Source organism: Pseudorhodobacter ferrugineus DSM 5888 (assembly GCF_000420745.1).
Taxonomy (GTDB): Bacteria; Pseudomonadota; Alphaproteobacteria; order Rhodobacterales; family Rhodobacteraceae; genus Pseudorhodobacter; species Pseudorhodobacter ferrugineus.
In genome coordinates this window covers 26,570-50,518 of the sequence record NZ_ATVN01000007.1, presented here as the reverse complement: position 1 = coordinate 50,518, position 23,949 = coordinate 26,570, and the positions used below count along the sequence as shown (strand labels likewise).

Sequence of the window (23,949 nt, the reverse complement as noted above, 5' to 3'; positions counted from 1 at the left end):
GCGGTTGGACGAAAAGGTGGGTCATGACGACATCGGTTGAGGATAAAGTGCTCGCGATTTTGGCCGAGCAGGCGGGGCTGGATGTGGCCGATGTGACATTGGACAGCACGCTGGACAGCCTTGGGGTGGATAGCCTTGGGGTGGTTGAGGCGATTTTCGCGATTGAAGAGACGTTTGATATATCGGTCCCGTTCAACGCCAATGCGCCGCAAGAGGGCGGGTTTGATTTGACATCTGTGGGCAGCATTGCGGCAGCGGTGCAGGGGCTGATTGACAGCCAAGCTGCATGAAGCGGGTTGTTATCACGGGCGCTGGCACGGTCAATGCGCTGGCGCAGGATGTGGCGGGGACGTTGGCCGCGTTTCAAGAGGGGCGCTGTGGGATCACGGCGTTGGATATTCCCGATATTGACCGCCTGTCGATCAAAATTGGAGGGCAAGTTCATGGCTGGGACCCCGAGGCGCATTTCAACCGCCAGCAGATTGTTTTGTTTGATAAATTTACCCAGTTTACGCTTGTTGCCGCGCGGCAGGCGATTGCGCAATCGGGGCTGAATTTTGACGGGCGTTTGGGCAATGAGGCAGGCGTCGTGCTGGGCACGGCGGGCGGCGGCGTGAACACCTGGGATGAGAATTACCGTGCGGTTTATGCGGACGGCAAGAACCGCGTGCATCCGTTTGTGGTGCCAAAGCTGATGAACAATGCGGCCGCTAGCCATGTGTCGATGGAGTTTAACCTGCGGGGGCCAAGCTTTACGGTGGCCACGGCTTGCGCCAGTTCCAACCATGCGATGGGGCAAGCCTTTCACATGATCCGGTCAGGGATGAGCCGCGCAATGGTGACGGGCGGGTCGGAATCGATGCTGTGTTTTGGCGGGATCAAAGCTTGGGAAGGCCTGCGCGTGATGTCCAGGGATGCGTGCCGTCCGTTTAGCCTGACCCGCAACGGCATGGTGCAGGGTGAAGGGGCTGCGGTGTTTGTGTTTGAGGAGTTGGAGCATGCCCGCAAACGCAAAGCCGAGATTTTGGCGGAAGTTGTGGGTTTTGCCATGACGTCGGATGCCGCCGATATTGTGATGCCATCACGGCAAGGGGCGGCGCGGGCGATTGCGGGGGCGTTGAAAGATGCGCGTTTGAACGTATCTGACGTGGGTTATATCAACGCGCATGGCACGGGCACGGCGGCGAATGACAAGACCGAATGCGCGGCGGTGGCCGATGTGTTTGGGCCGCAAGCCGATCATGTGATGATATCGTCGACAAAGGCGATGCACGGGCATTTGATTGGCGGGACGGGCGCGGTGGAGTTGCTGGCCTGCATCATGGCGCTGCGTGACGGGATCATCGCGCCGACCATTGGCTATCAAGAGCCGGACCCCGAATGTGCGCTGGATGTGGTGCCAAATGTCGCACGTGAGGCGCGGGTCGAGGCGGCGATTTCCAACGCTTTTGCCTTTGGCGGGTTGAACGCGGTGTTGGCGCTGCGGCGGATGTAAGGCGGCGGGCGTGATATGGGGCCGGGGGCGTTGCCCCCTTGACCTTGGGGCCAATTCCCCTCAGGCTATTTGGGTCAAAGAGAATTTGGTAGATATGAAAACGCCGCGCTGGGGTAAAGCGCGGCGTTTTGGGTTTTGGAGCCTTGGCATAAAGTGTTTCGTCTCGAACTTGAAACACAGCGTATCGCATAACGCGTTGAAATTTTGATTTCAGGCAGCGGTCTGCAATTCAGGTTTAAGGCAAATCGCTTTAGTTGCCGTTGGCTGCGTTTACAGCGTCATAGCCGGCCGTGAAGCCCTTGAGTGACAAGGTCAATTCGACCCTTTTTTCGGGGGCAATCAGTGGCACGATCGAGAGCTTTGCCTCATTTCCTTTTTTGAAACCGTCAAGTTCGGCCTGGGTAAAGCCGACGCGGGCAACGCAGCCCATTGGTTCGCACCACGAAAAGGGGTATTTGCGGGCTTTGCTACCATCAACGGTCATTGTAAGTTCTGCCGTCAGCAGGGTTTCAAGAGGGACAATGATCGTGGCGCCGGTAACGGCTTGGCCGCCAGCTGGCAAGCCGAACAATGAGATCGTGGCCACTGGGTTTTCATCACCGTCTTTCAGCAGTTGAAAAAGCTCGCAAGGGTCTGCGCCATCTTCGGTTCTGAAGCAGCGTTGTTCCCATTTGTCAAAGGAGGCTGCGGTATATAATGAGCCGACACCATCGGCGGCGGCTGCTTCGGTTCCCATTGATAGAGCGTTTGGTACGGGGGAGTCTGGCGCGGGGGCATCTGCAGCGGGGGCGTCTGTGGCCGCATCTGCCGCCGGTGCCGTGGTTGTATCTTGTGCAAAAGCCGTTGTGCCAAGCAAAAGGCAGAGGGTGGTTGCGAGAAGCTGTGCGGATTTGGTCACGGGCATTTGGTTCGGTCCTTCGTTGTTTGGGCGGGATTTAACATGATCGGCGCGGGAAGTCAGGTCCCAAAAGCACAGTTCCGCTGGACGGAGAGGCGGATTGTCGCGCATGGCCGACAAGATTGAAACAGGGACCAAAAACCGCAATCGGTGGAAAAAGGAGATATGATGTGTCATTGAAAAGAGTTGGGTCTTTTACAAAGGTAAGGGCCGGCGAACCGGCCCTATTTTTGAATTTTTTTGCTCCCTGTCGGACTGGCCGACGTTATGAAAATGGACGCTAAGGCCTAAATCCTTGGGCGTCAACAGGAAATCGTATGCGCAACGGGGCGCGCGTTAGATAAAAAATCCTTTCTTTTCAATGGGGCGGCTGGATTTGAGTGAGGTAGGGTGAAAAATCGGGCTGAGGCGGGGCGAATAGCAAGAACGACTCTGGCACTGAACGGGTAACCTTGTATTTTATCTAGTATGAGCACCGGTTGCAGGGCTTGCAATTATAGGTTGAAAAGGGCGTTTCGGTATGGGTGAAGATCGTATTTTTGTAGGCGGCGGTGGCGAAGGGTACAGCGCGCCGCAAGATTTGTTGCTGGGTTATGGCAACCGGCACGGGTTGATTGCGGGGGCGACGGGGACGGGCAAAACCGTAACCTTGCAGATTTTGGCCGAAGGGTTTTCGGCGGCAGGCGTGCCGGTGTTCATGTCGGACGTCAAAGGCGATTTGTCGGGCATCGCCTTGCCGGGATCTGAAAGCCACAAGCTGCATGCGGCGTTTATGAAGCGGTCGGCGACCATTGGGATGGATTTGAAATACGGGTCTTATCCGGTGACCTTTTGGGATCTTTATGGCAAGCAAGGCCACCCTGTGCGCACGACCGTGGCCGAGATGGGGCCTTTGTTGTTGTCACGCCTGTTAGAGCTGACGGAGCCGCAAGAAGGCGTGATGAACGTGGCGTTCCGCATTGCCGATGACGAAGGCCTGCCGATGTATGATCTGAAAGATCTGCGCGCGATGCTGACGTTTATTGCCGAGAATGCGACGACGATCAGCACGACTTATGGGTTGGTATCGGGCAGTTCGATCGGGGCCATTCAGCGCCGTTTGCTGGTGCTGGAAAATCAAGGCGGTGAGAACCTGTTTGGCGAGCCTGCGTTGGAATTGGCCGATATGATGCGGGTGGACCCTGACGGGCGCGGGCGGATCAATATTTTGGCGGCCGATCAGTTGATGGGCGCGCCGCGGCTTTATTCGACGTTCTTGTTGTGGCTGTTGTCAGAGTTGTTTGAGGAGTTGCCGGAAGTGGGCAACCCAGACAAGCCCAAGCTGGTGTTTTTCTTTGACGAGGCGCATTTGCTGTTTGATGGCGCACCCAAAGCGTTGGTGGATAAGGTGGAGCAGGTTGTGCGCCTGATCCGGTCCAAAGGTGTGGGGATTTATTTCATCACGCAAAAGCCTGCCGACGTGCCGGATGATGTTTTGGCGCAGTTGGGCAACCGCGTGCAGCATGCGCTGCGGGTGTTCACGCCGCGCGACCAAAAGGATTTGCGGCTGGCCGCCCAGACCTACCGTGAAAACCCGCGTTTTTCGACCGAAGACGCGATCAAAGAAGTGGGCACGGGTGAGGCTGTGACCTCATTTTTGGAAGATAAGGGGATCCCGGGGGTAGTGGAGCGGACCTTGGTGCGCCCGCCAAGCAGCCAGTTGGGGCCGATTGATATCGGCACGCGGGCGATGTTAATGGCGGGATCGCCGTTTGCGGGCAAGTACGAGACGCTGCTGGACCGCGATTCGGCCTTTGAGCGTTTGGCCGTGCGGGCCGAAGCAGCGGCGAAAGAGGCGGCAGACGCAGAGGCCGCCGAAGCCAAAGCCAAGCTGGACGCCAAAGAGTTCCAGATCGACGCGCGCGAGTTCAATTCGGCGCGGCGCTATGACGGGGGCAAGGCGGCACCACGGCCTGCGGCGCGCAAAAGCGGCGGGGGGGATTCTGTGGGCGAGGCCTTTGCCAAGTCATTTGCGCGGCAATTGGGCAGCAAGAGCGGGCAGGCGATTATTCGCGGGGTTTTGGGATCGTTGTTCAAAAGCCGGTGAACCGTTGTTTCGGGCCCGCCCTATCGGGCCGAGTCCGAAATCACTCCCATTCAATCGTGCCGGGGGGTTTTGATGTGATGTCGTAAGTTACGCGGTTAATCCCTTGAACTTCATTGATAATCCGCGTTGCGGTTTCACCAAGGAAGTCATGGGTGAAGGGGTAATAATCGGCGGTCATGCCGTCAACGGAAGTGACCGCACGCAAGGCGCAGGCGAAATCATAGGTGCGCCCATCGCCCATCACGCCGACGGTACGGACGGGCAGAATGGCGACGAAGGCTTGCCAAATCTCATCATACAGCCCGTGTTTGCGGATTTGGTCGATATAAACGGCATCGGCCTTTTTCAGGATTTCCAGCTTTTCGCGGGTAATCTCGCCGGGGCAACGGATCGCCAGACCGGGGCCGGGAAAGGGGTGGCGACCGATAAAGCTGGCGGGCAGGCCCAATTCGCGGCCCAAAACGCGGACCTCATCCTTGAACAATTCGCGCAGGGGTTCGACCAGTTTCAACCCCATCTTTTCGGGCAAGCCGCCGACATTGTGGTGGGATTTGATCGTGACGGACGGGCCGCCGGAGAAGGAGACGGATTCGATCACATCGGGGTAAAGCGTGCCTTGGGCCAGAAATTCCGCGCCCTCAATGCCGTTGGCGTATTTCTGGAATACGTCGATGAACAGACCGCCGATGATTTTGCGCTTGGTTTCGGGGTCGGACACGCCTTCGAGCTTGCCCAAGAACAGCTCGGATTCGTCGGCGTGGATCAGGTTCAGGTTATAATTGTCGCGGAACATGGCGACGACTTCGGCAGCCTCGTTCTGACGCAAGAGCCCGTGATCGACGAAAACGCAGGTGAGCTGATCGCCGATTGCCTCGTGCAGCAGCATCGCGGTGACGGAGCTGTCAACGCCGCCCGAAAGGCCGCAGATGACGCGCTTGTCGCCGACTTGGGCGCGGATAGCGGCGATGGCCTGGTCGCGGTAGGCCTCCATCGTCCAGTCGCCGGTAAAGCCTGCGAGGCGGACAAAGTTTTCATAGAGCTTTGCGCCGTTCGGGGTGTGGTGCACCTCGGGGTGAAACTGCACGGCGTAGAAATTGCGCGACACATCGGCGGTGATGGCGAAGGGGGCGTTGGGCGAGGTGCCGTAGACCGCAAAACCGGGGGCAAGGCGCGACACATGATCGCCGTGCGACATCCAGACCTGTTCGCGGTCGGTTTCGAACCAGCCGTTTAGGATGGAGAGTTTTTCGGCTGTGGGCGTCACAAAGGCGCGGCCAAATTCGGCGGTGCCGTGGCCGCGTTCTACATGACCGCCCAAGCAATGCATCATGACCTGTTGGCCGTAGCAGATGCCAAGGACCGGGACGCCGAGGGTGAACACGGTGGTTGGTGGCATTGGCGCGCCATCGGCAAAAACCGAGGCAGGCCCACCCGACAGGATCACAGCTTTTGGCGCGAAATCGGCCAAGAAAGCATCGGTCACCTTATTGAAGGGGTGGATTTCGCAATAGACGTTCAGTTCGCGCAGGCGGCGCGCGATAAGCTGCGTGACCTGAGAGCCGAAGTCGATGATGAGGAGGCGTTCATGATGTGTCATGTGCGGGGAATAAGCAAGGATCGGTCGATAAGCAAGGGGGTTTGGTGGGGTCTTTGTGCGCCAGTGCGGGGCTTTTGGGCCAATGGCGGTGTGAGTATTTTTGCAAAGATGAAAACGCGGTTGGCGCGCGACGCTTGGGTGCGGGTGATGAATGTCGGTTTTGAGTGGGATGTGACGGAAATGGGGAGTGGAGGTAGGGCGTTTGGCGGCATAAGAGGCGGCAAATGGGCCGCGGTGTTGCGGGCAAGCATGGAGATGTTGCGATGAATGAAGTTGCAGGGCGCAGAGCGCGGGGCGGTGGCGGGTCGGCGCGGCGGGCAGAGCGGACGGCTGTTAGCTTTGACGTAGCGAAGTACATTCAGCGCAACATTCCGAATTTCGAGATTTTGAACGAGGAAGCGCTGCAAATCATCGAGTACAATGCGGAAACCGTGTTGGAAGAGATTGGCGTGAATTTCGTCGACAATCCGGCGGCGTTGGACCGTTGGCGCGCGGCGGGGGCCGATGTGCGGGGCGAGCGGGTGCATATTCCGCGCGGATTGGCGCGCAAGCTGTGTTCCACCGCGCCCAGCATGTTTACCCAGCATGCCCGCAATTCGGACCGCAATGTCGAGATTGGCGGGCGCAATCTGGTATTGGCGCCGGTTTATGGCCCTCCCTTTGTGCGCGACCGTGAAGGCGGGCGGCGTTATGCCACGATGGTGGATTTCGAGAAATTCGTGAAGCTGGGCTATATGTCGAAATGGTTGCACCATTCGGGCGGCACGGTCTGCGAGCCGACCGATATTCCGGTGAACAAGCGGCATTTGGACATGTTGCGCGCGCATATGGTGTTGTCGGACAAGCCCTATATGGGGTCGGTGACGGAGCCGGAGCGTGCGGCAGATTCGGTCGAGATGTCGAAGCTGTTGTTCGGGGCCGATTTTGTCGATCAAAACGTGGTGATGACCAGCCTGATCAACATCAACAGCCCGCTGACGTTCGATTCGACCATGATGGGCGCGTTGGAAGTTTATGCGCAGGCAGGGCAGGCGGCGATTATTTCGCCCTTTATCGTAGGCGGCGCGATGGCACCTGTGACGGTGGCAGGCACCTTGACACAAGTTTTGGCCGAGGTTTTGGCCGGTGTTGCCTATAGCCAGCTGGTGCGCGCCGGTGCGCCGGTAATTTTTGGGGCGTTTGTGACCTCGATCGACATGAACTCGGGGGCGCCGACGTTCGGGACGCCGGAGGCTGCGCATATCACCTATGGTGCGGGGCAATTGGCGCGGCGGTTGAACCTGCCGTATCGGTCGGGTGGGTCGTTCTGCGGCTCAAAACTGCCGGATGCGCAGGCGGCCTATGAAACCGCGAACAGCCTGAATATGGCGCTGCTGTCTGGCGTGAACTTTATGCTGCATTCTTGTGGTTGGTTGGAAGGTGGCCTTGTGTCGTCTTTCGAGAAGTTCGTGATGGATGCGGACCAGTTGGGCACGCTGCATCACTTGGCGCAAGGTGTGATGATGGACGACAACGGGCAGGCGATGGATGCGCTGCGCGAGGTTGGACCAGGCGGGCATTTCCTGGGCTGCGAGCATACGCAAAAGAACTTTAAATCGGCGTTCTGGCGGTCGGAACTGTTTGATTATAAACCGTTTGAGACGTGGTACGAGGAAGGTGCACGCGACACCGAAACGCTGGCGGCCAACCGTGTGGCCAAGATGATTGGCGATTATCAGGCACCTGCGCTGGATGAAGGTATCCGTGATGCGATTGATGACTATGTCGCGCGGAAAAAGGCGTCTATGCCGGATGCGTTTATCTAAGCCTGTTATGAGTGACATAGAAAAAGGCCCTTCCCGTGCGGAGGGGCCTTTTTGCGTTTTGGAGCGGCTGCGACCTGTTCAGGCGCTGGTCGGGCCACGCAGGAGGCGCGCCTCGGCCAGCATCCGATAAGCAGGTCGACATGGCGGTTCAGCGAATAGCCCGCGTCGCCTGCGCGGCGGATTTCTTCGGTGCGTTCTTCGGCATCGAACAGTTTTTTCAACGCGGATTCGGGGCTGGGGGGCGTTGCTGTGTCGATCAGGCGGCGCAAATCGCGGTCACGGCGATAGTCGGTCAGGCCGTGGCGGGCCGCACGGATCAGCAGGCGTGGGCGGCGAAGATTGGCGAGTAGGGTGCTGATATCTGACATTTTGTTCTCCGATAAATGACTGACGGGATGTTGCATTGATACAACCTAGCGTTGCGTCACTTTCGGATTCAGCGCGCGCTGCTTTCGTATTTGTTTATGATTTGGAAACAATTATCGGTGAAAGCGAAGATATTAACGGACATGTAACCAATGCTATCCAGAGTTGAAAATGTCCAAGTTTGGACCAAAAGCTCGGTAGGGGCGGCACAGGACATCGATATGCGATCAAACCTGAGTTCGGATTTCTCGCTGCCTGCATGGCTGCCGGATGCGGTACGCCTGTATCTTGATCATACGGAACAAGGGGTTTCCTTGCGGCAATTGGCAAAGCGTGAAGGCTGCCATGCGTCAACCGTTATGCGTCAGGTGCGCCGCTATGAAAGCCGCCGCGATGATCCTTTGGTGGATGAGGCGCTGTCAGCGCTTGGGCGGGTGCAGGAAACGATGCCATGCAACCCAAGCCGGAAGGATGCCCAGACCATGACCGCCCCAGTAAGATCTGTGAATGTCGCGATTGATGAGGCCACTTTGATGCGCGAAGGGCGCAGGGTTTTGCGGCGTTTGGCCGAGGCGGATACGGTGCTGGCGATTGCCCCTGATATGGAAAAGGCCGCCGTGCTGCGCAGTTTTGCCGATGGGCGGACCTTGCGCTTGGCGGTGATTGATCGAACCGTCGCGCAGGCATTCGCGTTGCAAGACTGGATTAACTGCCCAAAACCGGGGCGGGTTTCGACTTATGTGATCACCGGCGCAGGGCGGGCGGCGCTGAAACGGATGGGCGGGGACGAGGTGGCGGGGCTGGCAGAGGCACCAGCGGGCTTTGCGGGCGCCGAGCGGGCATGGGCCGAGGGCGACGAGGCCGAGGAGCGCCGTGTGCGTTATAACGCGACTGAAAGCCCTGTGCAGGTGTTGGCACGGCGGCGCGACCGTGATGGCAAGCCGTTTTTGTCGACCGAATTGGTGGCGGCGGCGGAGCAATTGCGGATGGATTTTGAACTGGCGCAGATGGGCCCGCGCGTGACCCAGAATTGGGAGCGGTTCTTGACGGGCAGTGACCGCAGTTTTGGGTCCGGCGATGCAAAGGGCGGCGCGCTCGATGCGCGCGACCGGGTGTCGCTGGCGTTGCGAGATTTGGGGCCGGGCTTGGGCGACATGGTGCTGCGCTGCTGTTGTTTTCTGGAGGGGCTGGAGGTTGCCGAAAAGCGGATGGGCTGGTCGGCGCGCTCGGGCAAGATTGTGCTGCGCATCGCCCTGCAACGCCTGCGCCTGCATTATGAAGCGGCTTACGGCAAGCATGGGCCGCTGATTGGTTAGGTTTTACGGGCTTGGGCCATTTTCGTCAGTTTTCTGATCTTTAGAGAACATTAACCAATGTTGGATAGCGATAAGGGGCGGCGATGAACCAAGTCAGGGGTAATCGCGGCGGCAGAGGGATCATATATCCTCACTGTTGAAAAATTGTTTTAAATGTTCTTGTTTTATTCTGTAACTTGTGAGAACAAGGCGAGAACAAATACCGTGATTGCCGCGCGTCTGCGGCTGTGAAATAAAGAGGCAGTGATATGGCGACGGCAAACCTTTTGGATCTGAACGGGAAACGCGAGATGGATAAGGCAAAGGCGCTGGAAAGCGCATTGGCACAGATTGAACGGCAATTCGGCAAAGGCTCGATCATGAAGCTGGGGTCCGAAAACGCCGTTATGGATGTGGAGGCGACATCGACGGGGTCGCTTGGCCTTGACATTGCGCTGGGAATCGGCGGCTTGCCGCAAGGCCGGATTATCGAGATTTACGGGCCGGAAAGTTCGGGCAAGACTACGTTGACGCTGCATGTGGTGGCCGAAATGCAGAAAAAAGGCGGGGTTTGCGCCTTTGTGGATGCCGAACACGCACTGGACCCGCAATATGCCAAAAAGCTGGGCGTGAATTTGGATGAGCTGTTGATTAGCCAGCCTGATACCGGCGAGCAGGCGTTGGAGATTGTCGACACGCTGGTCCGGTCTGGCGCTGTCAGCATTATCGTGGTCGATTCGGTTGCGGCTTTGGTGCCAAAGTCTGAAATCGAAGGCGATATGGGCGATATGCAGATGGGCAGCCAGGCCCGTTTGATGAGCCAGGCGATGCGCAAATTGACCGCGTCCATCGGGCGCAGCAACTGCATGGTGGTGTTCATCAACCAGATCCGCATGAAAATCGGCGTGATGTTCGGCAGCCCTGAAACCACCACGGGCGGCAATGCGCTAAAGTTCTATGCGTCGGTGCGTTTGGACATTCGCCGCATTGGTGCGATCAAGGATCGGGATGAAGTTGTCGGCAACTCGACCCGCGTGAAGGTTGTAAAAAACAAAGTGGCGCCACCCTTCAAGCAGGTGGAATTCGATATCATGTACGGCGAAGGCATTTCCAAAACCGGCGAATTGGTCGATTTGGGGGTGAAAACCGGCGTCGTTGAAAAGTCGGGTTCTTGGTATTCCTACGGCGATGAACGGATCGGGCAGGGGCGTGAAAATGCCAAAACTTTCCTGAAATCCAACCCCGGTATCGCGCAAGAGATTGAGGACAAGATCCGGTCTTCGCACGGCTTGGATTTCCACATGGAAGACGGCGTGGCCAGCAGCGACGCCTTGCTGGACGACTGATCCTATCGCTGAAAACGAACGAAGGCCGGGGGCATCAAACCCCCGGCCTTTTGCATGTCGGATCACAGCGTTATGGACAGTCTTGCCGCGCCCCGTTAAACGAAAGACGAAAACGCTATTCCTGTGATTAGGGGCCGCCTTATGCCATCGCTCAACGATATCCGCTCGACCTTTCTTGACTACTTCGACCGCAATGGCCACCGCGTCGTCGACAGCAGCCCTTTGGTGCCGCGCAACGACCCGACATTGATGTTCGCCAACTCGGGAATGGTGCAGTTCAAGAACTGTTTTACAGGGGTCGAGCAGCGCGATTATGTGCGCGCGACATCGGCGCAAAAATGCGTGCGGGCGGGCGGCAAGCACAATGATCTGGACAACGTGGGTTATACCGCGCGGCACCACACGTTCTTTGAAATGCTGGGCAATTTTAGCTTTGGCGACTATTTCAAATCGGATGCGATCCCCTTTGCGTGGGAGCTGTTGACCCGCGATTTCGACATTCCCAAGGACAAGCTGTTGGTCACGGTATACCACAATGATGACGAGGCGGCGAACCTGTGGAAAAAGGTTGCGGGACTGCCCGATGACCGGATCATCCGCATCGCCACCGACGACAACTTTTGGCGCATGGGGCCGACGGGGCCTTGCGGGCCATGCACGGAAATTTTCTTTGACCATGGCGATAAAATCTGGGGCGGCCCTCCTGGGTCTGCCGATCAGGATGGCGACCGGTTTATCGAAATCTGGAACCTCGTCTTTATGCAAAATGAACAGCATGCCGATGGTTCGATGACGCCTTTGCCCAAGCAAAGCATCGATACGGGCATGGGGCTGGAACGGATTGGCGCGTTGTTGCAAGGCAAGCACGACAACTACGACACCGACCTGATGCGCAGCTTGATTGAGGCGTCGGCCCATGCGACCAGTTCCGATCCCGATGGTCCCGGCAAGACGCACCACCGCGTGATCGCGGACCATCTCCGCTCGACATCCTTTCTGATTGCCGATGGGGTTATGCCGTCGAACGAAGGGCGGGGGTATGTGTTGCGCCGCATCATGCGCCGCGCGATGCGCCACGCCCACCAGTTGGGTGCGCAAGATCCGGTGATGCACCGCTTGGTTCCTGCTTTGGTGCGCCAGATGGGGGCGGCTTATCCAGAACTGACCCGCGCAAAAGCGATGATCGAGGAAACCTTGCGTCTGGAAGAAACCCGTTTCCGCCAGACGCTGGACCGCGGTTTGAAGCTGCTGGATGACGAACTGTCCAAGATTCCCGAAGGCGCGAACCTGCCGGGTGCGGCGGCGTTCAAGCTCTATGACACCTACGGTTTCCCGCTGGATCTGACCCAAGACGCGCTGCGCGAAAAGGGCCGCGCGGTTGATACAGGTGGGTTTGAGGCGGCGATGGCCGAGCAAAAGGCTAAGGCGCGGGCAAGCTGGTCTGGGTCGGGCGAAACCAAGGATGCCGCGATCTGGTTCGATCTGGCCGAGGCGCATGGGGCCACGGAATTTTTGGGCTATGATACCGAAACCGCCGAAGGGCAGGTGCTGGCGCTGGTCGCGTCGGGTGCGGAGACCGCAAAGGCGGCCAAGGGCGACACGGTGCAAATCATCTTGAACCAAACGCCGTTTTACGCGGAATCGGGTGGGCAGGTGGGTGACGAAGGCGTGTTGAAAACCGCCACGGGGCACGCACGGATTACGGACACGAAAAAGGGCCAAGGGCTGTTTATCCATATGGCCGAGGTGGTGGAGGGTGAGATTTCCAAGGGCCAAGGAGCGACTCTGACGGTCGATCATACCCGTCGCGCTGCAATTCGCGCCAACCATTCCGCTACCCATTTGCTGCACGAGGCGCTGCGCCGCGCGCTTGGCGATCATGTTTCGCAGCGTGGTTCCTTGAATGCACCGGACCGTTTGCGGTTTGATTTCAGCCATGGGCAGGGGCTGTCTACGATGGAATTGGCGCAGGTTGAGGCCGAAGTGAACACCTACATCCGCCAAAACAGCGCGGTTGATACGCGTATTATGACGCCGGATGATGCCCGCGCCTTGGGGGCGCAGGCCTTGTTTGGTGAAAAATACGGCGACGAGGTGCGCGTCGTATCTATGGGCCTTCAAGATGGTTCCGGTAAAGGTGCGGACGGGCGGACCTATTCGTTGGAGCTGTGCGGCGGCACCCATGTGGGCCGTTTGGGCGAGATTGGGCTGTTTGTTTTGCTGGGCGATTCCGCTTCTTCGGCAGGCGTGCGGCGGATCGAGGCGCTGACGGGTGAGGGCGCGCTGGCCTATTTGAAAGAGCAGTTGGGTAATCTGGCCGATGTGGCGGCGGTGTTGAAAGTGACGCCTGCCGAGCTTGCAGGTCGAGCGAAATCTTTGCTGGACGAGCGTCGCAAGCTGGAAAATGAAGTGGCCCAATTGCGCCGCGAGCTGGCGATGGGCGGGTCTGCGGCGGGGCCGGAGATCAATGAGATCAACGGGGTCAAACTGATCGCGCAGGTTTTGACCGGCGTGTCGGGCAAGGATTTGCCGGGCCTGATTGATGAGATGAAGGCGCGGATCGGGTCCGGCGCTGTGCTTTTGATTGCCGATACGGGCGCGAAACCTGCTGTGGCGGCGGGGGTTACGGCTGATATGCTGGGCAAGGTGTCTGCCGTGGATCTGGTCAAGGTGGCGGCGACTGCTTTGGGTGGCAAAGGTGGCGGGGGGCGCCCTGATATGGCGCAAGCGGGTGGTGTTGATATTGCCGGGGCCGAGGCGGCAATTGCCGCTGTTGAAGCCCTTTTGGGAGGAAACTGATATGCCGACAGCCCTTTGGATTGCCCATGTTGAGGTGACGGATGCGGAGGCCTATGGCAAATATGCCGCCCTTGCGGGGCCTGCAATTACCGCGCATGGGGGCGTTTTTCTGGCCCGTGGCGGGCGCTATGTTCAGCTGGAAGGCAAGGACAGGGCCCGCAATGTTGTGGCTCGTTTTCCGAGCCTTGAGGCGGGGGTGGCATGCTATCATTCACCCGAATATCAGGCGGCCCTTGCCCATGCGAAGGGGGCGAGCATTCGCGATTTGATGGTGTTGGAGGAGGCCGAATAGGCCTTTGCCCTGATGTGTTCGCGCGCGGACATTTGTGTAAACACTTGATCTAAAATGATATCTCGTTTTTTGTTAACCTGAAATTAACCCGCGTTTGCGGGTTTTTTCCTGCAAAAAACCCTACTGCACAAACGCTTTCTTTACGCTATGATGCCAGCATAGGGCGGCAAAGACCGCCATTTTGCAGGCAGGAGCAAACCATGTGCCGTTGGGCCGCCTATATTGGCAAACCGATTTTTCTGGAAGAGGTGGTCAGCCGCCCCAAGCATTCGCTTATCCATCAAAGCCATTGCGCGACCGAATGCAAATCGGCGATCAACGCCGACGGGTTTGGGCTGGCGTGGTATGACGGGCGGGCGGAGCCGGGGCAATACCGCGATGTTTCCCCCGCGTGGTCGGACTGCAATTTGAAAAGCATTGTGCAGCAGGTGCGGTCGGGGCTGTTTCTAAGCCATGTGCGCGCGTCGACCGGTACGGCAACCAGCCGCAATAACTGCCACCCGTTTACCTATCAGCAATGGTCGTTCATGCATAACGGGCAGGTCGGCGGGTTTGAGCATTTCCGCCGCTGCGGCGACATGATGATACCGGATGACTATTATGGCGCGCGGCGCGGGGCGACGGATAGCGAGGCGTTGTTTTTGGTGGCGCTGTCGGAAGGGATGAATGATGACCCCTGCGGCGCGTTGGAACGGGCGACGGCACGGTTTGAAGCGTTGAGCCGCACACGGGGCGCAGCACCGCATATCCGCATGACGGCGGCGTTTTCGGACGGCAAAAAGCTCTATGCCGTGCGCTATGCCACCGATGACAAAGCGCCGACGCTGTATCACCGCTGGTCGGAAACGCATCAGGGGCGCGCGGTGGTGTCTGAACCGCTGGAAACAGATGAGGCGGATTGGGAATTGGTGCCTGCAGGGATGTTTTGTACCTTTGAAGGCGACCGGGTGGAGATGAAACCCTTTGCGCCGCTTGGGGTGGCGGTGGCAGCGTAGGCTGCGCAGCATAAAGGGCCAAGCGGCCTGAATGAAGACAACAGAATAGGATTCAGATTGTGAGTGACAGCTGGCTAGTTGAATTTTGGTCAAGAGTTTTTGGTATTCTGGGGAAACTGTCTGTCTTTAGCGTGCTGCGTGCCGTCTTTGGGGCGAAGGTCAGCTATGGTTTTGTCGAGGCGTATGTGCTGTTTCATACCGCTTTGGCCCTGCTGACGCTTGTGGTTGCCAGCATCAATATTGCAGAGCCAGTTACACTTTTGCTGAAAGGACTGGTAATCTATGGCGGATTTCGGGTTTTAGAAACCGTGATCTATCAAATCAATGTGTTACTTTTTGATCAGTACCGCGCCTTTAAGAGCGGCATTCCCTATAAGGTTCGCAGCTTTCGGCGGCTGGTTATCTTGCTGCTGCATAATTATTTTGAAATGCTGTGCTGGTTCGGCGTTACTTACACGTTTTTCTACCGTTCGGGTGATGTCGTGTTGCCATCCAGCGATTTGGGTTTCTTTGCGATATTTCGCGAAAGCCTGCTGATGATGATTTCTTTTACACCGGAAACCAGCCAAGCGAAAAGTGCCTTGGGTATGGTGGTGCTGACGGTCCACAGCTTTGTTGGGATATTCATGACGGTGATGGTTTTGGCGCGGTTTCTGGCATTACTGCCGCCGCCTGAGAGTCACGACGAGATGGATAAGCGTTAAGCCGCGCGAGATTTGGTACAGCCCGACGCCGGACATTAAAAAAGCCCGCTCAACCGAGCGGGCTTTAATCTTTTACGCCGAACGCGAATGGCGTTTGCGCTCATGCGGGTCGAGGTAGCGTTTGCGCATGCGGATGTTTTTGGGCGTGACTTCGACCAATTCATCATCGGCGATATAGGCGATGGATTCTTCCAGCGACATACGGACCGGGGTTGTCAGGCGCACGGCTTCATCGGTGCCCGATGCGCGGACGTTGGTCAGCTGTTTGCCCTTGAGCGGGTTGATCTCCAGATCGTTGTCGCGGGAGTGTTCGCCAAGGATCATGCCTTGGTAAACGGCTTCCTGCGCGCCGATAAAGAATTTGCCGCGATCTTCGAGCTTCCACAAAGCGTAGGAGACGGACACACCATTTTCCATGCTGATCAGAACGCCTTGGCGGCGACCCTGGATCGGGCCTTTGTGTTCGGTCCAGCCGTGGAACAAGCGGTTCAAAACGCCCGTGCCGCGGGTGTCGGTCAGGAACTGGCCGTGATAGCCGATCAGACCGCGCGATGGCACGTGGGCCACGATGCGGGTTTTGCCGACGCCCGCAGGCTTCATTTCAACCAGATCGCCTTTGCGCTCGCCGGTCAGCTTTTCGATAACGGCGCCGGAATATTCATCATCAACGTCGATGGTGACTTCTTCCACAGGCTCCATCCGCTGGCCGTTTTCTTCTTTGAAGATAACGCGGGGGCGCGAGATGGAAAGTTCAAACCCTTCGCGGCGCATGTTTTCAATCAACACGCCCATCTGGAGTTCACCACGGCCCGACACTTCGAACGCTTCACCGCCGGGGGTGTCGGCGATTTTGATCGCGACGTTGGTTTCGGCTTCGTCCATCAAACGCTTGCGGATGATGCGCGACTGCACCTTGGTGCCATCTTTGCCAGCCAGCGGGCTGTCGTTGATGCCGAAGGTGACAGTGATGGTTGGCGGGTCGATAGGCTGCGCCTCGATCGCCTCATCCACCGACAGGTCGCACAAGGTATCGGCCACGGTCGCCTTGGTCATGCCTGCGATGGTGACGATATCGCCTGCAACGGCCTCTTCAATCGGTTGTTGGCCAAGGCCGCGGAACGCAAGGATTTTGGTGACGCGGAACTGTTCGATTTTGTCACCGTTGCGCGACAAAGCCTTGATCTGCTCGCCGACTTTCAGCGTGCCGGATTCGACACGGCCTGTCAGGATGCGGCCGATAAAAGCGTCAGCCGACAAGGTGGTGGCCAGCATTTTGAACGGTTCGGCAGCTTTGGCAACCTGCGTTGGGGCAGGCACGTGCTTTACGATCAGTTCGAACAGGGCGTTCAGGTCTTTGCGCGGGCCATCAAGTTCGGTATCGGCCCAGCCAGCGCGGCCCGAGGCATAGAGGTGCGGGAAGTCGAGTTGTTTATCATCGGCGCCGAGGTTGGCGAAGAGGTCGAAACATTCGTCCAGCGCGCGGTCGGGTTCGGCATCATGCTTATCGACCTTGTTCAGCACCACGATGGGGCGAAGGCCGAGGGCCAGCGCCTTGGAGGTCACGAATTTGGTTTGGGGCATCGGGCCTTCGGCGGCGTCGACCAGCAGGACAACACCGTCAACCATGTTCAGGATGCGTTCGACTTCACCGCCGAAATCGGCGTGGCCGGGGGTGTCGACGATGTTGATGCGCATGCCGCCCCATTCGACGGAGGTCGCCTTGGCGAGAATCGTGATGCCGCGTTCGCGTTCGATGTCATTGCTGTCCATCGCGCGTTCGGTTGTGGCCTGATTGTCGCGGTAGGTGCCGGATTGTTTCAGCAGCTCGTCGACGAGGGTGGTTTTGCCATGGTCGACGTGTGCGATAATGGCGATGTTGCGAAGCTCCATCGGAGAGATCTCTTTTTCAAATCATTAGGGTTGGCGCGGCGATACAGGAGGCGCGCGGGAAATACTAGAGGAACCTTGCGAAACTCCTGCATTTAGTGGGGATGAGTGGGTTTGCGGCTTTGCTTGGGGGACGAGGGCCTATAGGATTTGTGGGAATTGATACGTGGGGTACCCTATGGCCGAAGCGGTGAAAACCGACCCGAATGTGGCGGAAGAATTGGCGGCCACGCGCGAGACGTTGGACCAAATGCTGCGCGTGATGACGGCGCAACTGCATTTGCAGCGGGTGGCATTGTTGGAAGACGGGCATATTTTGCGGTTCAACGCGCCGAATATGCAGCGCATTGCCATGAGCCTGCCGGATGCTGTGGATGATTTCGTGCAAGGGGTGATTGTGCAAACCCGCGGGTTTTATGAGGCCAAGATTTTGGCGAAGGTTGCCGAGATGGGGGTCGTGGGGCCTAAGTCGGTTGTGTGTGATGTGGGCGCCAATATCGGCAACCATACGGTGTATTTTGCCAGCATTATGGGCGCGGCCAAAGTGATTGCGTTCGAGCCCCAAGCACATTGCCATGCGACGTTGCAGGCCAACATCGCGCTGAATGGGTTGGAAAAGCGCGTGGTGACGCATCATTCTTTGGTGGGGGCCGAGGCGGGGCAGGGCCAAATGGTGCAGTTCAACACCCGCAATCTGGGTGGCACCTCGTTTGAGGTGGCAGCGCATGGGGGTGTGCCTATGACCACGTTGGATATGGTGTTGACCAAGGCCGATGTCGCCAAGCTGGACCTGATCAAGATTGATGTGGAAGGGATGCAAATTCCGGTTCTGCAAGGTGCTGTCGGGATTTTGGAACAGCGCAAGCCCGCGCTTTGGGTCGAGTTGTTGCAACGCGATGATGCGTTCGAGGAAACGGCGGCGTTTTTGGCAGGTTTTGGCTATGTGGCCGAGAAACTGGCGCGGAACGACTTTTTGTTCCGGGCGGCGTGAGCGCGCATAAGCTCGACGGGTGATCTTGCCGAAGCATCGTCTTTGAGTATTTTTGCAAAGATGAAATCGCGCGCATTGAAATGGGCCCCGACCGGATGGTGGGGCCCTACGTCGTTAGCCCTTTAGGGCCTTGTTCAGGTAGTCATCGACCTTTTCCAAATAGCCCATCGTGGTAAGCCATTTTTGATCGGGGCCGACGAGCAAGGCCAGATCTTTGGTCATATGGCCATCTTCGACCGCATCGACCGTGACCTTTTCCAAGGTGGCGGCGAATTTGGCGAGGGCATCGTTATCATCCAGCTTGGCGCGGTGCTTTAGACCACCTGTCCATGCGAAAATCGACGCGATGGAGTTGGTCGAGGTTTCCTTGCCTGCCTGATGCTGGCGGTAGTGGCGGGTGACGGTGCCGTGCGCCGCCTCGGCCTCGACCGTTTTGCCATCGGGGGTCATCAACACGCTTGTCATCAGGCCCAGCGAGCCGAAACCTTGGGCGACAGTATCGGACTGCACATCGCCGTCATAGTTTTTGCAGGCCCAGACATAGCCGCCCGACCATTTCATGGCGCTGGCGACCATATCGTCGATCAGGCGGTGTTCGTAGTGGATGCCGGCCTTTTTGAATTCGGCTTCAAATTCCTCCTCATAGACCTTTTGGAACAGGTCCTTGAAGCGGCCATCATAGGCCTTGAGGATGGTGTTTTTGGTTGACAGATACACGGGCCAGCCCTTGAGCAACCCGTAATTCAGCGACGAGCGGGCAAAGTCGATGATCGAGCTGTCGATGTTGTACATGCCCATGAAAACGCCCGAAGATTCAGCGGAATAGACGTCTTTTTCAATCACGGTGCCATCGTCGCCGACGAATTTCATCGTCAGCTTGCCAGCCCCCGGAAAGCGGAAATCGGTGGCGCGGTATTGGTCGCCAAAGGCGTGGCGGCCCACGACGATGGGCCTTGTCCAGCCCGGCACAAGGCGCGGCACGTTTTGGCAGATGATCGGTTCGCGAAAAATCACGCCGCCAAGGATGTTGCGGATCGTGCCATTCGGGCTGCGCCACATTTGTTTTAGGCCGAATTCTTCGACCCGTTGTTCATCGGGGGTGATGGTCGCGCATTTCACGCCGACGCCGTATTTCTGGATGGCATGGGCTGCGTCAATGGTGATCTGGTCATCGGTGCGGTCACGCTCCTCGATCCCCAAGTCGTAGTATTTCAGATCGACATCGAGATAGGGCAAGATCAGTTTTTGCTTGATGAAATCCCAGATGATCCGGGTCATTTCATCGCCGTCGAGTTCGACAATGGGATTTGCGACTTTGATCTTGGTCATGGGTCACGCCTTTTTATGGGGATTCGGGTTGCGGCGTTTATAGCGGAAGGGGTGGGGTTTGACTAGGGCGGTATGCAATTGTATACCGTGTGGATGTCGAGCATTTTAGGAATGCGTTTGGGGGGCGCGGGCTATTCGAAAAAGGGAAGGGCGCTGGTGCGAACGTAAGGCCAAAGCCGCGGCGCGCCATTAGCGATTTTCGCACCGACGCGGGTTTCCAGCTGGGCGAAGGTCACGTTATAGGTGGCCCAAGAGCCGCCGCCACATTGGATGTTTTGCATGACGGGCTGGACGCGGTCGAGGGATTTGGCGAATTGTGCGGACGGGGTGAGGTTGGCCTCAAACTCTTGCCACAATGCATGAAGAGTGTTGCCTAATCCTTTGAGAAGTAATCCGAAAATGCGTTCGGCTGCTTTTGCTTCGGCAGCTTGGATACCCGCTGAGGCATGGGCCTTGCCATCCGCCGAATGGATCGGCACATCGCCCACGTCGATTTCGACCAGATCATGCAGCAAGAGCATTTGGATGACGCGGGCAATATCGACCTGCGTATGGGCCTGATCGGCTAGGATGAGGGCGTAAAGGGCTATGTGCCAGGAATGTTCGGCCGAATTTTCAAAGCGGGAGGCATCGCACAGCGTGGTCGCGCGGGTGACGGATTTCAGCGCATCCGCTTGGGCCAGAAAGGTCAGGCCTTGGGTAAAGGCAGTGGGTTCCAAGGGCTTGCCCGCCAGCAAGGCTGTCGCGGCACCGTGGGCTGCGGGCCAGCGGCTGTGCAAGTCGGCGGCACGGCCTGTGGCAAGGTTTTGGCGCACGATGTCGACATGATCGGGCCGTGGGGAGGCCGACATCAGCACCTGAAAAAGCGGTTGCGCGTGGTCGACGGCCTTGGCGTAACGTGCCGTGGCGGTTTTGCCGGACTCAAATTCCAGCCAAAGCTGGTGCATGATTTGGCCGGCGTCAGGCGGCAGCAAGCCAAAAAGCCGCTTCGCGGCTTTTGTCTCTGCCTCGGCTTGGCCCACGTTGGGCAAATGGATCGGGTGGTCGCCTGCGTCGATTTCGACCAAATCGTGCAGCAGCAGCATGTGGATGGCGCGGTTTATGTTGGCATCCGGGCTGGCATGGTCAGCAAACACCAGCGCCCAAAGCGCCACGTGCCAGCTGTGTTCGGCGCTGTTTTCAGACCGTGATCCGTCCAGCAAAGCGTTGGCGCGGATCACGGATTTCAGGCGGTCCGATTCGTTCAGGAAGGCAAATTGCTGGTCTAACCGGCTCAATGCCCGCCTGCCGAATAATCTTTGGGGGCTTCGGGGGCGGCGGTGCCGGATTTGGCCGCGGCCAGCGCTTTGTCCAAAAACACGCGCGCGCGCCGTTCGGCCAAACGCACGCGGATCGCGGTCATATACGCCTCGAGCAAGGTGGGCGAGGAGGATTCGATCACCCGCCCGACCTTTTCGTAAAAGCGGTCGTCGTCGATATGCTCCATCGCCTCTAGCGTCGATTTTGCCAGCGCATCGCCCAGATCTTCGACAACGCTCATGGCTTACCTCGTTTGTTCGGTGATGCGGCGGCGCACGTAACCTGTGACCGTGTCGATCATCGGGTTCATATGGGTCTCTTCGTCTTTGAAGAAGTGATCCGCCCCTTCGATCTGGGTATGGGTGACGGTGATACCCTTTTGCTCGTGCAGCTTGTTCACAAGGCTGACGGTATCTTTGGGCGGGGCCACCTTATCGGCGGTGCCGTTGATCACCAGACCCGAGGAGGGGCAGGGTGCGAGGAAGGAAAAGTCGTACATATTGGCGGGGGGCGAGACGGAGATAAAGCCGGTGATTTCAGGGCGGCGCATCAAAAGCTGCATCCCGATCCATGCGCCGAAGGAAAAGCCTGCGACCCAACAATGTTTCGAGTTCTGGTTCATCGATTGCAGGTAATCAAGGGCGGATGCCGCGTCGGAGAGCTCGCCAATGCCTTGGTCGTACTCGCCTTGGGACCGGCCTACGCCACGGAAGTTGAAGCGTAGTACCGTAAAGCCCATTTTGTAAAAGGCATAGTGCAGGTTATACACGACCTTGTTGTTCATCGTGCCGCCGAATTGCGGATGCGGGTGCAATACAATGGCGATGGGGGCGTCGCGTTCCTTTTGGGGATGGTAACGGCCTTCGAGGCGGCCTTCGGGGCCGGCAAAAATCACTTCGGGCATCGTATGGCCTTGTCACTTTCCTGTGGCGGCTTTGATGGACAAAGCGGGGCCACATATTTAGAACGGTTCAAAACAGGCCCAATGCGGGTCTGCGGTTGCTGTTGAGTTAAGCGCCCCTTGGGTGCAGGTCAATGGTTTGGTAGGGGTCTGGGCCGAAATCTCGGGGGTTCGCGGCGCAAATTGGGGGGTGAGGCATGAAACTTTCGACAAAAGGCCGCTATGCGGTGGTTGCGCTGTGCGATTTGGCCTTGGCGGCGGGCAAGGCTGCGCAAGGTGAGGAAGGGTTGGTGTCGCTGTCCGAGATTTCAAAGCGGCAGGATATTTCCTTGCCTTACCTTGAGCAGCTGTTCGTGAAGCTGCGCCGCGCGGGGTTGGTGGAGGCGATGCGCGGGCCGGGGGGCGGTTATCGTTTGTCGCGCAGTCCGTCCGACATTCGGATGAGCGAGATCATGGAAGCGGTGGATGAGAATGTGAGTGCGATGCATTCGGGGGCTGGGGCATCAGGCGCGATTTCCGGCAGTCGAGCGCAATCGCTGAGCAATCGGTTGTGGGAGGGGTTGTCGGCGCATGTCTATGTGTTTTTGCACCAGACACGGCTTTCGGATGTGATCCGCAATGAGATGCATCCCTGTCCGGCAGTGCCTGCACTGTTTGCGGTGGTGGATGAGGACTAGGGGTATGGGGGCGCTGCCCCCCTTTTTGCCTTACGGCAAGGTTGCATTGCGTGGCAATGCAACTGTCCCTCCGGAGTATTTTTTCAAAGATGAAATGGAAATTATGTGAGCGCGCGGGTTTATCTGGATTGGAATGCGACAACGCCGCTGCGGGCCGAGGCGCGTTTGGCGATGATGGCCGCGATGGATGTGGTGGGGAACCCGTCGTCTGTGCATGCCGAGGGCCGCGCGGCCAAAGCCTTGGTAGAGCGGGCGCGGGGGCAGGTGGCGGCGGCCCTTGGGGCCGAGGGCGCGGATATTGTCTTTGTCGGGTCGGCCACGGAAGGGGCGGCGTTGGTTTGCAGCGGACGCGGGTTGCACTGCGCCGATGTGGAGCATGATGCGGTGACGAGTTGGTGCGCGGTGGACCTGAGTGTGGATGGATCGGGCCGTGTTGTGGTGCCGGATCCGGCGCTGTCGGCGCTGCAAATGGCCAATTCGGAAACGGGGATTTTGCAGGATTTGCCTGCCGGACTGGCGGTGAGTGATTTGACCCAAGCCTTTGGCAAGGTGCCGCTTGCGTTTAACTGGTTGGGATGTGACGCGGGGTTGGTATCGGCGCACAAGCTGGGTGGGCCAAAAGGCGTTGGGGCGGTTGCCTTGCGGCAGGGCATTGATATTCCTTCGCAAATTAAAGGTGGAGGCCAGGAAATGGGCCGCCGTGCGGGCACCGAAAACATTATCGGCATCGCCGGTTTCGGGGCTGCGGCTGAGGCTGCGGCGCGGGATTTGGCCAATGGCGTTTGGGACGAAATCGCCCAGTTTAGAAATATTCTAGAAAAGGCATTGTCTGCCCAGACAAAAGATACTATTTTTGTCGGGAAAGAGATTTCACGCTTGCCCAACACCTTGTGCCTGATCGCACCGGGCTGGAAAGGCGAGACGCAGGTGATGCAGATGGATTTGGCGGGCTTTGCGGTTTCAGCGGGGTCGGCCTGTTCATCGGGCAAGGTGCGGGCCAGCCGCGTTTTGCGCAGTATGGGCTTTGATGAGAACGCGGCGGCATCTGCCATTCGCATTTCCATCGGGCCGGGTGTGACCGAGACGATGGTTCTGCGCTTTGCAGAGCATTGGACTGGACTTTATGACAAGCACCGCGCGAGGCGGGGCTGAGGAATGCACCGGACGACGACCGGAAAGGAGCAACA

The 23,949-nt window shown here is 58.1% G+C and carries 21 protein-coding genes; 13 read left to right on the top strand and 8 right to left on the bottom strand.

Annotation, left to right across the window (positions count from 1 at the left end; genetic code table 11):
* Positions 1 to 23 precede the first annotated feature (23 nt).
* On the top strand, positions 24 to 290 hold the full coding sequence (locus G560_RS0107935) for an acyl carrier protein (protein ID WP_022703785.1): 267 nt from the start codon (positions 24 to 26) through the stop codon (positions 288 to 290).
* Positions 287 to 1,495 (top strand): beta-ketoacyl-[acyl-carrier-protein] synthase family protein, encoded by a 1,209-nt coding sequence (locus G560_RS0107930; protein ID WP_022703784.1) that lies wholly within the window; start codon positions 287 to 289, stop codon positions 1,493 to 1,495. Before G560_RS0107935 ends, G560_RS0107930 begins: the two co-directional genes overlap by 4 nt.
* Positions 1,496 to 1,745: 250 nt before the next feature.
* On the opposite strand, the gene G560_RS0107925 is transcribed toward G560_RS0107930, so the two are convergent.
* Positions 1,746 to 2,399 carry an invasion associated locus B family protein gene (locus G560_RS0107925; RefSeq protein WP_050525311.1) on the bottom strand — a complete coding sequence of 218 codons (654 nt, stop codon included), beginning with the start codon at positions 2,397 to 2,399 and terminating at the stop codon, positions 1,746 to 1,748.
* 514 nt (positions 2,400 to 2,913) lie between these two features.
* On the opposite strand from G560_RS0107925, the gene G560_RS0107920 reads away from it, so the two are divergent.
* On the top strand, positions 2,914 to 4,479 hold the full coding sequence (locus G560_RS0107920; protein ID WP_022703782.1) for a helicase HerA-like domain-containing protein: 1,566 nt from the start codon (positions 2,914 to 2,916) through the stop codon (positions 4,477 to 4,479).
* 40 nt (positions 4,480 to 4,519) lie between these two features.
* On the opposite strand, the gene guaA is transcribed toward G560_RS0107920, so the two are convergent.
* Positions 4,520 to 6,076, bottom strand: coding sequence for a glutamine-hydrolyzing GMP synthase (guaA, locus tag G560_RS0107915; protein ID WP_022703781.1), 1,557 nt, complete (start codon positions 6,074 to 6,076; stop codon positions 4,520 to 4,522).
* A 263-nt stretch (positions 6,077 to 6,339) separates the two neighbouring features.
* Here guaA and G560_RS0107905 point away from each other — a divergent pair, with 263 nt between their 5' ends.
* Positions 6,340 to 7,881, top strand: a complete 1,542-nt coding sequence (locus tag G560_RS0107905) for a trimethylamine methyltransferase family protein (protein WP_022703779.1) — start codon at positions 6,340 to 6,342, stop codon at positions 7,879 to 7,881.
* Positions 7,882 to 7,886: 5 nt separating this feature from the next.
* Here G560_RS0107905 and G560_RS18790 read toward each other — a convergent pair whose 3' ends face one another.
* Positions 7,887 to 8,249 (bottom strand): DUF6477 family protein, encoded by a 363-nt coding sequence (locus tag G560_RS18790; RefSeq protein WP_022703778.1) that lies wholly within the window; start codon positions 8,247 to 8,249, stop codon positions 7,887 to 7,889.
* 219 nt (positions 8,250 to 8,468) lie between these two features.
* On the opposite strand from G560_RS18790, the gene G560_RS0107895 reads away from it, so the two are divergent.
* From G560_RS0107895 to G560_RS20275, 6 genes are all read left to right on the top strand, one after another.
* A complete protein-coding gene (locus G560_RS0107895; protein WP_022703777.1) occupies positions 8,469 to 9,563 on the top strand; it encodes a DUF6456 domain-containing protein in 1,095 nt (364 codons plus the stop codon).
* Positions 9,564 to 9,811: 248 nt separating this feature from the next.
* On the top strand, positions 9,812 to 10,888 hold the full coding sequence (gene recA, locus G560_RS0107890; protein WP_022703776.1) for a recombinase RecA: 1,077 nt from the start codon (positions 9,812 to 9,814) through the stop codon (positions 10,886 to 10,888).
* A 141-nt stretch (positions 10,889 to 11,029) separates the two neighbouring features.
* Positions 11,030 to 13,687, top strand: a complete 2,658-nt coding sequence (alaS, locus tag G560_RS0107885) for an alanine--tRNA ligase (RefSeq protein ID WP_022703775.1) — start codon at positions 11,030 to 11,032, stop codon at positions 13,685 to 13,687.
* Between the two features lies 1 nt (position 13,688).
* Positions 13,689 to 13,979, top strand: a complete 291-nt coding sequence (locus G560_RS0107880; protein ID WP_022703774.1) for a DUF1330 domain-containing protein — start codon at positions 13,689 to 13,691, stop codon at positions 13,977 to 13,979.
* Positions 13,980 to 14,179: 200 nt separating this feature from the next.
* Entirely contained in the window at positions 14,180 to 14,974 is a 795-nt protein-coding gene (locus tag G560_RS0107875; protein WP_022703773.1) for a class II glutamine amidotransferase, read from the top strand.
* A gap of 59 nt (positions 14,975 to 15,033) precedes the next feature.
* The gene (locus tag G560_RS20275) at positions 15,034 to 15,678 is read left to right on the top strand and encodes a hypothetical protein (protein WP_022703772.1); all 645 of its coding nucleotides are present in this window, start codon (positions 15,034 to 15,036) and stop codon (positions 15,676 to 15,678) included.
* A gap of 72 nt (positions 15,679 to 15,750) precedes the next feature.
* On the opposite strand, the gene typA is transcribed toward G560_RS20275, so the two are convergent.
* Positions 15,751 to 17,568 carry a translational GTPase TypA gene (typA, locus tag G560_RS0107865; protein WP_022703771.1) on the bottom strand — a complete coding sequence of 606 codons (1,818 nt, stop codon included), beginning with the start codon at positions 17,566 to 17,568 and terminating at the stop codon, positions 15,751 to 15,753.
* Between the two features lie 175 nt (positions 17,569 to 17,743).
* On the opposite strand from typA, the gene G560_RS0107860 reads away from it, so the two are divergent.
* Positions 17,744 to 18,556, top strand: a complete 813-nt coding sequence (locus G560_RS0107860) for an FkbM family methyltransferase (protein WP_022703770.1) — start codon at positions 17,744 to 17,746, stop codon at positions 18,554 to 18,556.
* Between the two features lie 114 nt (positions 18,557 to 18,670).
* On the opposite strand, the gene G560_RS0107855 is transcribed toward G560_RS0107860, so the two are convergent.
* From G560_RS0107855 to G560_RS0107840, 4 genes are all read right to left on the bottom strand, one after another.
* Positions 18,671 to 19,885, bottom strand: a complete 1,215-nt coding sequence (locus G560_RS0107855) for an NADP-dependent isocitrate dehydrogenase (protein WP_022703769.1) — start codon at positions 19,883 to 19,885, stop codon at positions 18,671 to 18,673.
* A gap of 131 nt (positions 19,886 to 20,016) precedes the next feature.
* Positions 20,017 to 21,162 carry an HD domain-containing protein gene (locus G560_RS0107850; protein WP_022703768.1) on the bottom strand — a complete coding sequence of 382 codons (1,146 nt, stop codon included), beginning with the start codon at positions 21,160 to 21,162 and terminating at the stop codon, positions 20,017 to 20,019.
* Positions 21,159 to 21,425, bottom strand: a complete 267-nt coding sequence (locus G560_RS0107845) for a hypothetical protein (RefSeq protein ID WP_022703767.1) — start codon at positions 21,423 to 21,425, stop codon at positions 21,159 to 21,161. The genes G560_RS0107850 and G560_RS0107845 overlap by 4 nt, the downstream gene beginning before the upstream one ends.
* Before the next feature lie 3 nt (positions 21,426 to 21,428).
* Positions 21,429 to 22,088, bottom strand: coding sequence for an alpha/beta hydrolase (locus G560_RS0107840; protein WP_022703766.1), 660 nt, complete (start codon positions 22,086 to 22,088; stop codon positions 21,429 to 21,431).
* Between the two features lie 194 nt (positions 22,089 to 22,282).
* Here G560_RS0107840 and iscR point away from each other — a divergent pair, with 194 nt between their 5' ends.
* Entirely contained in the window at positions 22,283 to 22,762 is a 480-nt protein-coding gene (gene iscR, locus G560_RS0107835; protein WP_022703765.1) for a Fe-S cluster assembly transcriptional regulator IscR, read from the top strand.
* Positions 22,763 to 22,867: 105 nt separating this feature from the next.
* Positions 22,868 to 23,914 (top strand): cysteine desulfurase family protein, encoded by a 1,047-nt coding sequence (locus tag G560_RS0107825; RefSeq protein WP_022703763.1) that lies wholly within the window; start codon positions 22,868 to 22,870, stop codon positions 23,912 to 23,914.
* Positions 23,915 to 23,949: the final 35 nt, after the last annotated feature.

Coding starts and splice junctions, on each gene's coding strand:
- G560_RS0107935 (WP_022703785.1), top strand. CDS start 24: ATGACGACATCGGTTGAGGATAAAGTGCTCGCGATTTTGGCCGAGCAG.
- G560_RS0107930 (WP_022703784.1), top strand. CDS start 287: ATGAAGCGGGTTGTTATCACGGGCGCTGGCACGGTCAATGCGCTGGCG.
- G560_RS0107925 (WP_050525311.1), bottom strand. CDS start 2,399: ATGCCCGTGACCAAATCCGCACAGCTTCTCGCAACCACCCTCTGCCTT.
- G560_RS0107920 (WP_022703782.1), top strand. CDS start 2,914: ATGGGTGAAGATCGTATTTTTGTAGGCGGCGGTGGCGAAGGGTACAGC.
- guaA (WP_022703781.1), bottom strand. CDS start 6,076: ATGACACATCATGAACGCCTCCTCATCATCGACTTCGGCTCTCAGGTC.
- G560_RS0107905 (WP_022703779.1), top strand. CDS start 6,340: ATGAATGAAGTTGCAGGGCGCAGAGCGCGGGGCGGTGGCGGGTCGGCG.
- G560_RS18790 (WP_022703778.1), bottom strand. CDS start 8,249: ATGTCAGATATCAGCACCCTACTCGCCAATCTTCGCCGCCCACGCCTG.
- G560_RS0107895 (WP_022703777.1), top strand. CDS start 8,469: ATGCGATCAAACCTGAGTTCGGATTTCTCGCTGCCTGCATGGCTGCCG.
- recA (WP_022703776.1), top strand. CDS start 9,812: ATGGCGACGGCAAACCTTTTGGATCTGAACGGGAAACGCGAGATGGAT.
- alaS (WP_022703775.1), top strand. CDS start 11,030: ATGCCATCGCTCAACGATATCCGCTCGACCTTTCTTGACTACTTCGAC.
- G560_RS0107880 (WP_022703774.1), top strand. CDS start 13,689: ATGCCGACAGCCCTTTGGATTGCCCATGTTGAGGTGACGGATGCGGAG.
- G560_RS0107875 (WP_022703773.1), top strand. CDS start 14,180: ATGTGCCGTTGGGCCGCCTATATTGGCAAACCGATTTTTCTGGAAGAG.
- typA (WP_022703771.1), bottom strand. CDS start 17,568: ATGGAGCTTCGCAACATCGCCATTATCGCACACGTCGACCATGGCAAA.
- G560_RS0107860 (WP_022703770.1), top strand. CDS start 17,744: ATGGCCGAAGCGGTGAAAACCGACCCGAATGTGGCGGAAGAATTGGCG.
- G560_RS0107855 (WP_022703769.1), bottom strand. CDS start 19,885: ATGACCAAGATCAAAGTCGCAAATCCCATTGTCGAACTCGACGGCGAT.
- G560_RS0107845 (WP_022703767.1), bottom strand. CDS start 21,425: ATGAGCGTTGTCGAAGATCTGGGCGATGCGCTGGCAAAATCGACGCTA.
- G560_RS0107840 (WP_022703766.1), bottom strand. CDS start 22,088: ATGCCCGAAGTGATTTTTGCCGGCCCCGAAGGCCGCCTCGAAGGCCGT.
- iscR (WP_022703765.1), top strand. CDS start 22,283: ATGAAACTTTCGACAAAAGGCCGCTATGCGGTGGTTGCGCTGTGCGAT.